Below are 12,210 nucleotides of genomic sequence, written 5' to 3'. Positions count from 1 at the left end.
ACGGCGCCTCAGGCCGCCGAAGCGGGTTCGGGGCAGTTGGTCAGACGCGCGGGATTGCCGATTGCCGTGCAGCCGGCGGGCACGTCACTGATCACGACCGTCCCGGCGCCGATCTTGGCGAAATCGCCGATCTCGATGTCGCCGAGGATGGTTGCGCCGGCGCCGATGAAGACGCCGCGGCCGATACGCGGCGAGCGTGTCGGCAGCTCGCTGCTGCGCCCGATGCTGACGTTCTGAAGGATGGTGACCTCGTCGCCGATCACCACATTGGCGCCGATCACGATTCCGGTAGCGTGGTCGAGATACACGGACGAGCCGATGCTGGCTGCCGGATGAATGCTGACCTGCAAGAGGTTTGACGCCTCGTTCTGAAACACCAGCGCCGCATCGCGATGGTCATGACGCCAGAGCCAGTTCGAGACGCGCCAGGCTTGCAGCGCGACATAGCCCTTGAAATGCAGCAGCGGCGCCAACAGGCCGGTAATGGCAGGATCGCTATGCACGATCGCCTGCAGATCGCGGCCGGCCGCTTCGATCAATTCCGGGGCGCCACGAAAGGCGTCGATAGAAAAGGCCGTGAAGCGTGCCTGCCCGGCGGCGTTGCCGCCAAGCCTGCGGCCGATCAGATCGGCCAGAGCCGCGGCAAAATGATCATGCGCCAGCACTGCATCGGCAAGCGACTTGCCGAAGACGGGATCGGCTGCGCAGGCGCGCTGCGCCTCCGCGCGTATGTTCTGCCAGAGGCGATCATTCGTCGCGGTCGCAGCTGCCGTCAAGGCCGCCTCCGGTGCTTTGGTGCTTCCTTCACGTGTCGAATATAGGCCGCGGGCGGCCCGCGCGCCACGCGGCGTCGGCGGCACCGTGACTACCCGAGCACCATGCCGCAGCTCCCCGTGAGGCTACGAGCTTGCATGCCAGCCATCCGCGCCCATATAGTCAGTCGGATTTTCGGCTGATGCTGCTTTGGCCGGGATGACACGCAGAGCAGCTCGCTCAAGCCCCGCGGTGGTCCGCCATCCGCGGGTTTTTCGTACCCGGCAGCCCTCGGTGCTGCCGATGCAAATTCCGGATCCCCGTTACCTGAGGTCACGCTGAAACATGTTGCCCAACGCGCCCGCCGACGACCACCACGACGACGTCATGTACCCCTCCGCCATACCGTTCGTGCTGGTCCATCTCGGATGCTTTGCGGCGATCTGGTCAGGCGTCACGTGGCAGGCCGTCGCGATCTGTGGGACGCTGTATGTCGTGCGGATGTTTGCAATCGGCGCCGGCTACCACCGCTATTTCTCCCATCGGGCTTTCGCCACCGGCCGCGTGTTTCAGTTCATCCTGGCCTGCCTTGCGCAAAGCACCGCGCAAAAGAGCGTGTTGTGGTGGGCGGCCAAGCATCGACATCATCATCTGCATTCCGACACCGAGCTGGATGTGCATTCGCCGCGTCAGCGCGGTTTCCTGTACAGTCATCTAGGCTGGATCTTTTACCGGGAGCACGACGGCACTGATCTCGTGAAAGTCGGCGATCTCACTGTCTTTCCTGAGCTGATGTGGCTGCATCGGCTGGAGCTGCTGCCGGCCTTTGTGCTTGCGGCGCTCTGCTTCCTGGCGGCGGGGTGGTCGGGTCTGATCGTCGGCTTCCTGTGGAGCACGGTGCTGGTCTATCACGCGACCTTCTGCATCAACTCGCTCGCCCATGTGCACGGACGCAAGCGCTACGTGACGGGCGACGATTCCCGCAACAACTGGCTGCTGGCGCTGCTCACTATGGGCGAGGGCTGGCACAACAATCACCACGCCTATCAGAGCAGCGTGCGACAGGGCTTTTACTGGTGGGAGATCGACGTCACCTATTACGTGCTGAAGGTGTTGTCCTGGTTCGGAATCGTCTGGAACATGAAGGCGCCGCCTGAACAGGTGCTGCGCAACGAGCAGCCGCTGGGCGCCCGCGTCATCAATCGGGCCGCCCGCGAGCTTGCCGGGCGGTTCGACGCGCCGAAGCTTGCACATGCGATCTCTTCGGCGCTGCACCGCGCCGACCCGACCCAGCTGCAGCTGCCGACGCTGCACGACATCCTCAACCGCGCGCATGACGGCGTCGACGCGCTGACACACCTGCATCTGCCGAAGATACCGACCCGCGAGGAGTTTCTCGCCGAGGCCAAGGCGATGTTCGCACGAACGCGATCGCTCAACGAGATCGTGGATCACGCCTACGAACACTTCCTGGCTTCGGTTCACGCGCAGCTCGCCACCGCGCGTTGAAGCTGGCGGTCATGCGATGCAGCCCGGCGCGAGTCATGGCGCCGGGACGCCTCTGTCGCGCGCGCGGCAGGTGAAAGAATCGCGCCGATCCCTAGAGTTCGATCTTCAACCGTTTTGCCGTCTGCGGTCCGACCTGTCCGTCGACAATGAGTCCTTTGGTCGCCTGAAACGCTGCGACCGCCGCCACCGTCAGGTCATTATATTCACCGTCGATCGGCCCCGGATTGAATCCCAGCTCTTTCAAAGCGCGTTGAATGTCCCGAATGACGGACGCCTTCATGTTCGGCTGCCCAAGCGCATACAGCAGGCTCGGCTCAGCCAGGTCGAGTGCTCCACCCGCCGCCCCATACGTAAAGTTCGGCAGCAGGACGCCGGTATCCCAATTCCGGCCCGACACCTTGCCGCGACGAACGCCATAGGCGGTGCCCATCGCCTCCACGGTGCCGCCCTCGCCGTCACAAACGACGATGTGCCCCATCATGCCCGGTCCGGGCGGGTAGCGCAGAAGAATGCCTCCCACTGTTGAAGCTGCCTGCCGCCACGGCACGCGCTTTCCAAGTTTTTGTGAATCGCTCTTCCAGGCGCCGGTATAGGCCTCAACCGTCGCAGGATTGCCGTTGTTGTCGACGCATCCGTACAGGAATCCACCGACCTGCCACACCAACCAGGACATGAACTCCGCGCAGTCCCATGGACCGTGCCAGTTCTTGTTGTTCTTGGGAACGCAGACATTGACGTATTTCTCGCCGATGCGGGACTCGGCCAGCTTCAGCATCTTTTCGCCGTCGGTCATGCTCAATCCCTTCTGCGTAATGAAACTTGCTAAAATTCGGCCCTCAATAATCGAGACATCTATTTGCGAAGCTCCGGCGAACTTCGCGCGTCAAAGGCGCCACGCTCTTAGGGGCGCTCTGAAGCCGTCCGGGAATTCAGGCGGAGATTCAACGCCGCCTGCGTCACCACGCCTGCATTTCCATCGACAGGGATCTTGGCGTGGTTTTGAAACCACTCGACCGCCTGCGCGGTGGCGGGACCATATCGTCCATCCACGACAAGCGCCGGCTCAGCCCCGAGATCGTTCAGGGCCTCCTGAAGCTCGCGCGTTTCATCCGACGTGGTTGCGGCTTTCCAGGCCACCTGGTTCGCGCCGCTCTTGCCTATTGCGCTCCACACGACCTCGAAGAGCTCCGTGCGACCGCTCAGGCCGTTGTAGCCACCGTTGATGAGCCGCGTGATTGTGCGGATATCGTTCCGATCCGCATACGCGTTCAGGCCTCCCTCATTCCATTCGTGAAGGGCGGGAAGCAGAGCCGCTTCGGGTGAGACAATCAGATCCGGGTTATTGTAGAAGTCCACGCCTGCGAGTTTGCCCATGCGCAGGTAGTTGGCGCCGCCAGTCGTCTGCAACAGGCCGCCGCCGCGATATTTGTATCCGTCTCCGGGCTTGGTATTGCCGAGCTCCTTCGCCTTCTTCGGATTACTCAGTCCGTAGACGCGCTCGGCCAAGGCACGATCATTGTTGAGATATTGATCGACCTCGTCGGGCCGGATGGCCGCGCTATGATGGCCGATGCCGAAAATCTCGAGAAGTCGCGCCGTGGTTTTGTATTTGAGGCTCTCGAACAGAACCGTACCACGGCCGGTTTCATATAGCGCCTGAGCGAGGAAGTGCGCGATGCGAAGCGGAGTGTTGATCTTGAAGCGGTCGAAGATTTCGTCGCCGTCTTCAAAAGCCTTGAGGTAATTGGGATAGCAGCGAGGGGCTACCTTCCGAACGATCGTTACGATCCGCACGAAAATACTCCCTAATATTCAGCCAAATATCATCGATTGAAAAACGTCCCAAGATTATGCACAACACCCTTTGGTTGCAAGAGGAGATTCGATTTTCCGGACAGGCCACATCGCCGCGACCTGGCGGCATTCGCTGCAACGTCCGGTCTAGTGACTGTCAGTTGCTACCGCGATAAATTGCAACCTGCATCTCGCGACAGGGTTAGGCGCGGCACGACGAGCAATGCGAGCAACGATGACGGCCGAAGCCGGCCGATGCCTGCTCTCGCGCACGCGAGAGATCGAAGCAGATCCCAAAAACCAAACCGCCCGCCTGCGGGTTGCGCAGACGGGCGGCTCGGGGCCATCAGGACTTTGGGGGCATGCGCCTGAAGGCTTTGAGAGGTGTCAGCCTTGAAGGTCAGCCCTGCTGCTGGTCGGTCGGCGGCGGGGTCGGACGCGTCTTGTGCTGCGCCATGAACTCGTCGAACTCTTCCTTGTCCTTGGCGTGACGCAGACGGTCGAGGAAGTTCTTGAACTCGACCTGCTCCTCCTCGAGCCGCTGCAGCGTTTCAGAGCGGTACTCGTCGAAGGCGCGGTTGCCGGAGGACGGGGGGCCGAAGCCAAAGCCGAAGCCGCGGCGCTCCATGCGGCCGCGCATGCGGTCCATCTTGTACTGCATCTTTTCCATCTTGTTCTGCCAGCGATCTTGGTGGCTCCAGCACGACATTCTTCTGCTCCCGAGTGTGAAAAAGAGAAGGGCAAGTCCGATCGGCCACCAGATGATGAAGCCGAGGATGGTCACGGCGATCCAGCCGGGATGCCAGGGCGTATCGAGCATGCGGGGACGTTCGTACTGTTGGTATTGGTCCGAAGGGCCGCGCCAGCGATTAACGTCAGCGGTGTAGGCCATTTCCCATCTCCATCACGGCACCAGCGCCGTTGTGAATGTAAATAACATTTACATAGCTAGACCATCCCGCGATTTTGTCAAGCTGGCCGCCAGACACGCCCGCGTGATTATTTGCGTAATTTTATTTCGGCTTGCCCCAAGGACCACTTGGAGTGCCGCCGGGCGGCACGCCTGAACCGGAGGGCGCCTCCGGCGGCACCGGCGGCGGCTCGGCGCCCTTGCCTGCAGGACGGCGGTCGGTCGGGAAGCCGAGACCGCGCAGATAGATCAGCACCTCGGCCTCGAGAAGTTCGTCCGGCGACATCGGCAGTTTTCGTCGCGCGGCGTCCCCCCGGGAGAACAGCGAAGCCACGCCGTGCGCCATCGACCAGATGTGCAGCGCCATCATCATCGCCGGCGGCCGCGCCGTACCCGGCGGCGTCAGCGCCGCGAGCCGCTCGGCTGCAGCGCGAATGATGTTGAAGGCGCGTTCGCTGGCGGCCTGAAGGGCGGGATTGGCGTCGACCGGCACGCCCGATTCGAACATCGCGTTGTAGAACGCGGGCTCCTCACGGGCGAAGGCGAGATAGGCTTTGCCGACGCGCTCGAACGCGGTGACCGTGTCGGGACGCCCGTCGTCCCAGGCCGCGGTCAGGCGCTGCTCGAACTGCTCGAAGCCGCGCTGGGCAATCGAGGACAACAGCTCGTCACGGTCGCGGAAATGCCGATAGGGCGCCGCTGCGCTGACGCCGGCCATGCGTGCGGCATCGGCGAAGGTGAAGCCAGCCGCGCCCTTCTCGGCGATCAGCCCGAGAGCGGCCTGCAACAGGGCTTCCTTCAGATTTCCGTGGTGATAGCCGCGCTCGGCGCGGCGCTGCTCCTTGCGCCAGCTCATGTGAACGATCTTTACATGAGCCGGCGGTGAAGGTCACTAGCAGGAATCGAGCGTGATTAACCCCGTACTTTCACGGGCGATGCCGGGCCTGAGCGACGGCATCGCACCCGGAATTGGGCTCGTCCGCAGCTACATCTGCGGAATCGGCAGCACGGGCATGACCTCGATCGCCTCGCCCGGGAAGATCGCAAAATGCGGATGGTTCTCGAACAATTTTGCAGCTTCCTCCTGCGAGGCGGCCCGCACCACCGTGAAGCCGGTCAGCGCATTGCTGATCTCGGCAATGCCGCGTCCGTCGATCCGGCGGGTCTTGCCGAGCGGGCCGCCCATCTCCACGATGACGTCCTTGTGCTTCTCGACCCAGCCGTGCCAGGCGGCCATGCCCTCGCGCTCTTTTGCCTTCCGTTCAGCCTCGGGCATCGCATGCCAGGCCTTCATCTTTTCGCCGCTCATGCTGCCGAGATAGACGGCGAGGAATTTATGTTCGGTGCTCATCGGTTCTCTCCCTTGTTGATCGAATGATGACAGCCGCGAATTTTTCCGCGGCCGCTGTGGCTAGTTCTTCAGATCGTCGAAGCCGGCGGCGGCCGCCTGCACGTCAGGCGGAAAGTCGGCCATTTCCTGCACCTGGCGGATCTCGATGATTTCGTTCAGCGAGGCCGGACACTTCTTCGCCCAGGCAATCGCCTCGGCGCGCGAGGCAACCTCGATCATCCAATAGCCGCCAAGGACCTCCTTGGCTTCAGTGAATGGGCCGTCGGTCACGACAGGCTCGCCAGTCGCAAACGAAACCCGCGCCCCCATCGACGGCGGATGCAGGCCATCGAGCGTGATCAGCACGCCCGCGTCCTTCAGCGCCTCGTTGTAGCGCATCATCGCCGCGACGCGCTCGGGATCGAGCTGGACGTCCGGCGGCGCGGCCTCGTAGCCGAGCGGGATCATCAACATCATGAATCGCATGGGTCCGTATCCTGGCTTCTGCGGTGGTTCCGGGATGCGCCGTGAGGCGCAGGCCCGCTCGCCTTCAAGACGAACGAACCCTCACGGAACCGACACGCCCGCGGAAATAATCTGGAGGGGCCCGGCCCTAGCGCGGCTGCGGCAGGAAACGACCATCCTGCCGGGCAGCGCCGAAATAGACATCGATGCGCCGGACCTTGCCGCTTGCGAAGGTGAAGAACTCCGTGTTGCGAAAACTCCTGCCATCTGTCGCAAGGCAGAGATAAGTAACGAAGGCTTCCTCACCCCGGACGAAGATGCGCTCGATGTCATGCCGTGCGATCCAGCCGCTGTCGCTCCAGCAGCGTTCGAAATAGGTCGCCTTGTCGAGGTCGTCGTCGAACGGGCTGGTGAAGTGGAAATCGTCGGCCAGTGCGTCGGCGACCCGCTGCCGGTCGTTGGCGAGATAGGCGGCGAAGAGGTCTCGGATCAGGCGTTCGCGGTCGTCAGACATTGCGGGTCTCCGCAGCGAGCATCTTGTTAAAGACGGTTCGCCCTCGACCGCGCGGACACCGCCATGCGAGGCGACGCGAAAAAAATCTCGGCTGCGCCCCCCCGTACAAGTACGGCTCCGCATTGTGAACTCCACCGTGCATATAAACCAAGAGCAGCTGTCAGTTGAAGTAGTTGGCTACTGCTCGTGAAATCGCGGAGCTCGTCGCGGCGTGTTCCAGAATTTACCGATGCTCAAGGATAGCATGCAACTTTCAGCTCAGGGGAAACGGTATGGCGATCCTGTCGGATCGCGTCCGAGCATTGCGGGGCTTACGTGTTCAATTTCCTGAGCAAGAAGGTTAGACACGCCATCGCGGAGGTCGAGGCGCTCGACCGGTCGCAAGCCGTGATCGAATTCGGTCTCGACGGCACCATCCTCGACGCCAACGAAAACCTTCTCAAGATGAGCGGGTACACGCTTGCCGAGATCAAGGGAAAGCATCACAGCATCTTCGTCAGCCCGGCCGAGCGCGAGAGCGCTCGCTACCGCGATTTTTGGGCCAGCCTGAACCGCGGCGAGTTCCAGACCACGCAATACCGGCGCTACGGCAAGAACGGCAAGGAGGTCTGGGTCCACGCCTCCTACGCGCCGCTGCGCGACGAGAGCGGCAAGGTGGTCAGCTTCATCAAGTTCGCCACCGACATCACGGCCTACAAGATGAGGGCCATGGAGGAGGCCGGTAAGCTCGCCGCGATCAGCCGTGCGCAGGCCTTGATCGAGTTCAACATGGACGGCACCATCGTCACCGCCAATGAGAACTTCCTCAATGCGATGGACTACTCGCTCGACGAGATCAAGGGCAAGCACCACAGCATGTTCGTGACGCCGGAGGATCGCGCGAGCTCGGCCTATTCCGATTTCTGGGCGCGGCTGAACCGCGGCCAGTTCGAGGCGGCCGAATACAAGCGGCTCGGCAAGGGGGCTAAGGAAATCTGGATCCTCGCGACCTATAACCCGATCCTCGACGAGATGGGCAGGCCGCTCAAGGTGGTGAAGTTTGCCACCGACGTCACTGCGCAGAAGATGAAGGCGGCCGACAATGACGGCCAGCTCGCCGCGATCCAGAAGTCGCAGGCCGTGATCGAGTTCAACATGGACGGCACGATCCGCACGGCCAACGAGAATTTCCTGAAGGCGATGGGCTATTCGCTGGCCGAGATCAAGGGCCAGCACCATTCCATGTTCGTCGAGCCGAACAAGAATTCGGCCGCCTACCGCCAGTTCTGGGAAGCACTCAATCGCGGCGAATACCAGGCTGCCGAATACAAGCGCATCGCCAAGGGGGGCCGCGAGATCTGGATCCAGGCGTCCTACAACCCGATCTTCGATCTCAACGGCAAGCCGTACAAGGTGGTGAAATACGCCACCGACATCACCGCGCAGGCGATCGGCCGCAAGAAGGCCGACAACGCGCGCGGGATGATCGAGGCGGTCGCCGCCGGCAGCGAGCAGATGAGCGCATCGATCCGCGAAATCTCCGAGACCATGACGAAGTCGCGCGAGACCTCCAAGGTCGCGACCACAAGGGTCGAGTCCGCCGACCTCCAGGCCCAGAAGCTGACGGCCGCCGCACAGGCCATGAGCGGGATCGTCGAGATGATCTCGGGCATCACCAGCCAGATCAATCTGCTCGCGCTCAACGCCACGATTGAATCGGCCCGCGCCGGCGAAGCGGGACGCGGCTTTGCGGTGGTCGCCTCCGAGGTGAAGAACCTCGCGAGCCAGGCCAAGCAGGCGACCGACACGATCACGTCCGAAATCGACGCGCTGAACACCATCTCCGGCGACGTCGCGAGCTCCCTGACCGCGATCAAGGCCGCGATCGCAGGCGTCAACGAGTTCATCGCCTCCACCGCAGCCGCGGTCGAGGAGCAGAGCATCGTGACCGCGGACATGTCGGCCAACATGCAGCGTGCCTCGGCGGAACTGGCGTAAGGACGACTCCCCCTCCATGTTCGTCATCCTTCGAGGGCCGCGAAGAAGCGGCCGCCTCAGGTGACGGATTTGGCATTTTGCCAGCTGTACGCAGCCCTCGCCTGCCCCTTCCTCGTCAGCACAAAAGCGCAGTAAAAGGAGCCAGCACTCCTGCGCCCATATGCTACTCGAGGACAAATCTCCATGCCGCAAGCCCCGCAAAAAATCGCCCTCGTCACCGGAGCCGCCCGCGGCATCGGGCTTGCGACCGCGAAGAAGTTCCTGGCCGAGGGTTGGCGCGTGGCGCTGCTCGACATCGAGGGCGAGTTGCTCGGCCGGGCGGTCGCCGAAATCGACCAAAGCGAGGCGACGCTGGCGCGGACCTGCGACGTCTCGGACGCCGCCGCGGTGAGCGATGCAATGGAGGCGGTCGAGCGCCGGTTCGGCCGATTGGATGCACTGGTCAACAATGCCGGCATCGCGGTGTTCGCACCGCTGATGGAGACGTCCGAGACCGATTGGCGCCGCGTGCTCGAGGTCAATCTCACCGGCCCGTTCCTCTGCACCAAGGCCGCGGTTCCCTTGATGCGCGAAGGCCATGGCGGCGCCATCGTCAACATCACCTCGATCTCGGCGGTGCGCGCCTCGACGCTGCGCTCGGCCTACGGCACCAGCAAGGCCGGGCTCGCGCACCTGACCAAGCAGCTCGCTGTCGAACTCGCCTCCCTCAACATCCGCGTCAACGCGGTCGCGCCGGGACCGGTCGACACGGCGATGGCGAAGCAGGTGCACACGAAGGAGATCCGCGCCGACTATCACGACGCCATTCCGCTCAACCGCTACGGCCTGGAGGAGGAGCTTGCGGAAGCGATCTACTTCCTGTGCTCGGCAAATGCGAGCTACATCACCGGCCAAATTTTGGCCGTCGATGGCGGCTTCGATGCGGCAGGTATCGGCCTGCCCACGCTGCGCGGCCAGCGCCGCAACGGATAGGTCCGGAAATTGTAGGGTGGATTAGCACTGCCGCTGCGCAGGCCGCTGGGCGTAACCCACCCTACGGAACCGATTTAGGTGGAGACTTCATGCGACGCATCTCTTTGCTCAACGCCCTGATGCTTGCATTCGCGCTGCTCGCCACCGCGCCCGCGTCCGCTGAAATCCGCATCATCCAGTCTCCGGGCGGACAGGTCGGGCCGTTCCTCGATTTGTTCGAGAAGGTGCGCGAGAGCGGCGAGCGCGTGGTGATCGATGGTCCCTGCCTGTCTGCCTGCACCCTGGTGCTGAGCATCGTGCCGGGCGAGCGCATCTGCGTCACCAAGCGCGCCGTGCTCGGCTTCCATGCGGCACGCTCGGTCGACCGCCGCGGGCGCTTTTATGCCGAGCCGGAAGCATCGGTCGCGGTGCTTGCCGCCTATCCCGGCCCAGTGCGCGACTGGATCAGCCGCCGTGGCGGCCTCACCTCGCGGCTACTCTTGCTCAAGGGGCGCGATCTCGCCGCGATCTATCCGCGCTGCCGCTGACGAATGTGGCAGCCGCCACGCATGTGACGTGAATGAGTTCTGTGAACCGCGTCGCGTCACATCAAAGGCATCTGGCTTGGCCGGCCCGAGGCCACACGGCAGGTTCCCTGTGCTCGCACCCAATGTGCGCACCGGGGTCTCCACGCCATCACGCTTTGGCTGCCGTCAGTAAAGAGTCTGGATCACCGGCCCCAGCTTCATGCTGACGCAGATAAGCATCCCCCACAGGGCAAAATTGATCTGTAGCGCCGCCGCCATCGGTCGCTCCCCTTCCAAGTGACGTCCACCCCAGCTTTTTAGATTTTGTGAGTCACCAATAGCGATTCTGACGTGCAGATTACAGCCCAATATTGCGTCAATTGTTGTGCGATGCAGTCCGCATGGTTTCACGAAGCGGCCTCAGTGCTCCCGCAAAGTGATGCGAATCGTGCGTTCATTGCTCGGCCACGCCGGCCAACCGTTTGCCTTAAGTTCCATTTGACCGACGCGATGCAAGTTTCCCGTGCGGAAGCTTGCGCACTGCGCATCGAACTTTGGGTCCGGCATGATACGACGCGGCTTCATCTTGCTTACTTTCTGCACAGCGCTGCTTGGATGTGCAGACGCACCGGCGCAGGAGCGCCGCCCGATCGCATGGGATGGCCTCGGCCAGGACCCCAACAAAGGCTCGAATCGCCCACATGTCGCAAAGCGGCGCGCGACGAACCCCGCGCCCGCGGCAGCTGATCCCAATCAGGAACGGGAACGAGTGCTCGGCACCTTGCGGCCATACTCGGAGGCGTGGTGGGCGATCCATGACGAGATCGAAGCCGAGAACGACAAGCGGCTCGGCACCAAGCTCGTGATCTGCCCTCGCTGCGTTCAGTCGCCGCAGCAAAGCGAGGACGCGACCGGATCGATCCGTTGAGCGAGCTCACGACCGATCCGGGTATGACGCGCGATAAATCCAGGCGTCCCCTCTCCCGCAACACTGGAGAGAGGGGATCGCGACTCAATTGATCATGCAGGCGGTCGCGCCTGTCACATCCCTTCGGCCGGGCAGTTCACCATCCAGGGAATGCCGAACTTGTCGACGCACATGCCAAAGCCCTTGGCCCAGAACGTCTTGCTGAACGGCATGGTGACGCTGCCGCCCTCGGCGAGCGCGTTGAACTTACGCTCGCCATCTGCGGGATCCTTGACGGTGAGCGAGATCGAGAAGCCCTGCGGCTTGTGAAAGTGCTCGGCCGGCGCATCGGAGGCCATCAATACGCTGCCGTCGGGCAACGACATCCGCGCATGCATGATCATCTTCTCGCGGCCGGGCGCGGCGGGCATGTCCGGCGGCGCGTCCGATGACCGCATCATGGCGTCGATCTTGCCGCCCAGGACCTTGGCGTAGAAGTTGAACGCAGCTTCGCAGGTGTCCTGATAGAACAGATAAGCGTTGAGCATCGTTTCTCTCCTCTTCGTTTGCAGT

General features: G+C 62.8%; 14 protein-coding genes. 5 read left to right on the top strand and 9 right to left on the bottom strand.

Translation table 11 applies throughout. The features are described 5' to 3' along the window. Window positions 1-8: 8 nt before the first annotated feature. Window positions 9-776 (bottom strand): serine acetyltransferase domain-containing protein, encoded by a 768-nt coding sequence (locus CV770_RS20150; protein WP_104463559.1) that lies wholly within the window; start codon window positions 774-776, stop codon window positions 9-11. A gap of 322 nt (window positions 777-1,098) precedes the next feature. On the opposite strand from CV770_RS20150, the gene CV770_RS20145 reads away from it, so the two are divergent. Next, a complete protein-coding gene (locus tag CV770_RS20145) occupies window positions 1,099-2,262 on the top strand; it encodes an acyl-CoA desaturase (protein ID WP_091956425.1) in 1,164 nt (387 codons plus the stop codon). Window positions 2,263-2,353: 91 nt separating this feature from the next. Here CV770_RS20145 and CV770_RS20140 read toward each other — a convergent pair whose 3' ends face one another. The 7 genes from CV770_RS20140 to CV770_RS20110 form a co-directional block, all read right to left on the bottom strand. Next, window positions 2,354-3,055, bottom strand: a complete 702-nt coding sequence (locus tag CV770_RS20140; protein WP_091956424.1) for a peptidoglycan-binding domain-containing protein — start codon at window positions 3,053-3,055, stop codon at window positions 2,354-2,356. A 107-nt stretch (window positions 3,056-3,162) separates the two neighbouring features. Continuing rightward, on the bottom strand, window positions 3,163-4,056 hold the full coding sequence (locus CV770_RS20135) for a peptidoglycan-binding protein (protein WP_104463547.1): 894 nt from the start codon (window positions 4,054-4,056) through the stop codon (window positions 3,163-3,165). A gap of 400 nt (window positions 4,057-4,456) precedes the next feature. Beyond that, window positions 4,457-4,948: a DUF2852 domain-containing protein gene (locus CV770_RS20130; protein ID WP_104463546.1), complete on the bottom strand. Its 492-nt coding sequence runs from the start codon at window positions 4,946-4,948 to the stop codon at window positions 4,457-4,459. Between the two features lie 121 nt (window positions 4,949-5,069). Further along, the gene (locus CV770_RS20125) at window positions 5,070-5,822 is read right to left on the bottom strand and encodes a TetR/AcrR family transcriptional regulator (RefSeq protein ID WP_104463545.1); all 753 of its coding nucleotides are present in this window, start codon (window positions 5,820-5,822) and stop codon (window positions 5,070-5,072) included. A gap of 129 nt (window positions 5,823-5,951) precedes the next feature. Beyond that, window positions 5,952-6,317, bottom strand: a complete 366-nt coding sequence (locus tag CV770_RS20120) for a YciI family protein (RefSeq protein ID WP_091956421.1) — start codon at window positions 6,315-6,317, stop codon at window positions 5,952-5,954. A gap of 60 nt (window positions 6,318-6,377) precedes the next feature. Then, window positions 6,378-6,782, bottom strand: a complete 405-nt coding sequence (locus CV770_RS20115) for a YciI family protein (protein ID WP_104463544.1) — start codon at window positions 6,780-6,782, stop codon at window positions 6,378-6,380. A 127-nt stretch (window positions 6,783-6,909) separates the two neighbouring features. Next, on the bottom strand, window positions 6,910-7,275 hold the full coding sequence (locus CV770_RS20110; RefSeq protein ID WP_104463543.1) for a nuclear transport factor 2 family protein: 366 nt from the start codon (window positions 7,273-7,275) through the stop codon (window positions 6,910-6,912). Window positions 7,276-7,590: 315 nt separating this feature from the next. On the opposite strand from CV770_RS20110, the gene CV770_RS20105 reads away from it, so the two are divergent. The 4 genes from CV770_RS20105 to CV770_RS20090 all read left to right on the top strand — a co-directional run bounded on the left by CV770_RS20105 (window position 7,591) and on the right by CV770_RS20090 (window position 11,658). Further along, window positions 7,591-9,252: a methyl-accepting chemotaxis protein gene (locus tag CV770_RS20105; protein ID WP_104463542.1), complete on the top strand. Its 1,662-nt coding sequence runs from the start codon at window positions 7,591-7,593 to the stop codon at window positions 9,250-9,252. 183 nt (window positions 9,253-9,435) lie between these two features. Then, window positions 9,436-10,224 carry an SDR family NAD(P)-dependent oxidoreductase gene (locus CV770_RS20100; RefSeq protein WP_104463541.1) on the top strand — a complete coding sequence of 263 codons (789 nt, stop codon included), beginning with the start codon at window positions 9,436-9,438 and terminating at the stop codon, window positions 10,222-10,224. 89 nt (window positions 10,225-10,313) lie between these two features. Continuing rightward, window positions 10,314-10,751: a hypothetical protein gene (locus tag CV770_RS20095; protein ID WP_018317756.1), complete on the top strand. Its 438-nt coding sequence runs from the start codon at window positions 10,314-10,316 to the stop codon at window positions 10,749-10,751. A gap of 544 nt (window positions 10,752-11,295) precedes the next feature. Then, complete coding sequence (locus CV770_RS20090) at window positions 11,296-11,658, top strand: hypothetical protein (protein ID WP_104463540.1); 363 nt, start codon at window positions 11,296-11,298, stop codon at window positions 11,656-11,658. A 113-nt stretch (window positions 11,659-11,771) separates the two neighbouring features. On the opposite strand, the gene CV770_RS20085 is transcribed toward CV770_RS20090, so the two are convergent. Further along, complete coding sequence (locus CV770_RS20085; RefSeq protein ID WP_091956415.1) at window positions 11,772-12,185, bottom strand: VOC family protein; 414 nt, start codon at window positions 12,183-12,185, stop codon at window positions 11,772-11,774. Window positions 12,186-12,210: the final 25 nt, after the last annotated feature.

The sequence above is a fragment of the Bradyrhizobium sp. AC87j1 genome (assembly GCF_002936975.1).
Taxonomy (GTDB): Bacteria; Pseudomonadota; Alphaproteobacteria; order Rhizobiales; family Xanthobacteraceae; genus Bradyrhizobium; species Bradyrhizobium shewense.
The sequence above is the reverse complement of the archived record's forward strand: the minus strand, read 5'-3'. Positions and strand labels throughout refer to the sequence as shown.

Bases quoted from the DNA above. Each gene is read 5' to 3' on its own strand.
- CV770_RS20125 (WP_104463545.1), bottom strand. From the start codon at position 5,822: ATGAGCTGGCGCAAGGAGCAGCGCCGCGCCGAGCGCGGCTATCACCAC.
- CV770_RS20115 (WP_104463544.1), bottom strand. From the start codon at position 6,782: ATGCGATTCATGATGTTGATGATCCCGCTCGGCTACGAGGCCGCGCCG.
- CV770_RS20090 (WP_104463540.1), top strand. From the start codon at position 11,296: ATGATACGACGCGGCTTCATCTTGCTTACTTTCTGCACAGCGCTGCTT.
- CV770_RS20140 (WP_091956424.1), bottom strand. From the start codon at position 3,055: ATGACCGACGGCGAAAAGATGCTGAAGCTGGCCGAGTCCCGCATCGGC.
- CV770_RS20095 (WP_018317756.1), top strand. From the start codon at position 10,314: ATGCGACGCATCTCTTTGCTCAACGCCCTGATGCTTGCATTCGCGCTG.
- CV770_RS20110 (WP_104463543.1), bottom strand. From the start codon at position 7,275: ATGTCTGACGACCGCGAACGCCTGATCCGAGACCTCTTCGCCGCCTAT.
- CV770_RS20145 (WP_091956425.1), top strand. From the start codon at position 1,099: ATGTTGCCCAACGCGCCCGCCGACGACCACCACGACGACGTCATGTAC.
- CV770_RS20130 (WP_104463546.1), bottom strand. From the start codon at position 4,948: ATGGCCTACACCGCTGACGTTAATCGCTGGCGCGGCCCTTCGGACCAA.
- CV770_RS20120 (WP_091956421.1), bottom strand. From the start codon at position 6,317: ATGAGCACCGAACATAAATTCCTCGCCGTCTATCTCGGCAGCATGAGC.
- CV770_RS20100 (WP_104463541.1), top strand. From the start codon at position 9,436: ATGCCGCAAGCCCCGCAAAAAATCGCCCTCGTCACCGGAGCCGCCCGC.
- CV770_RS20085 (WP_091956415.1), bottom strand. From the start codon at position 12,185: ATGCTCAACGCTTATCTGTTCTATCAGGACACCTGCGAAGCTGCGTTC.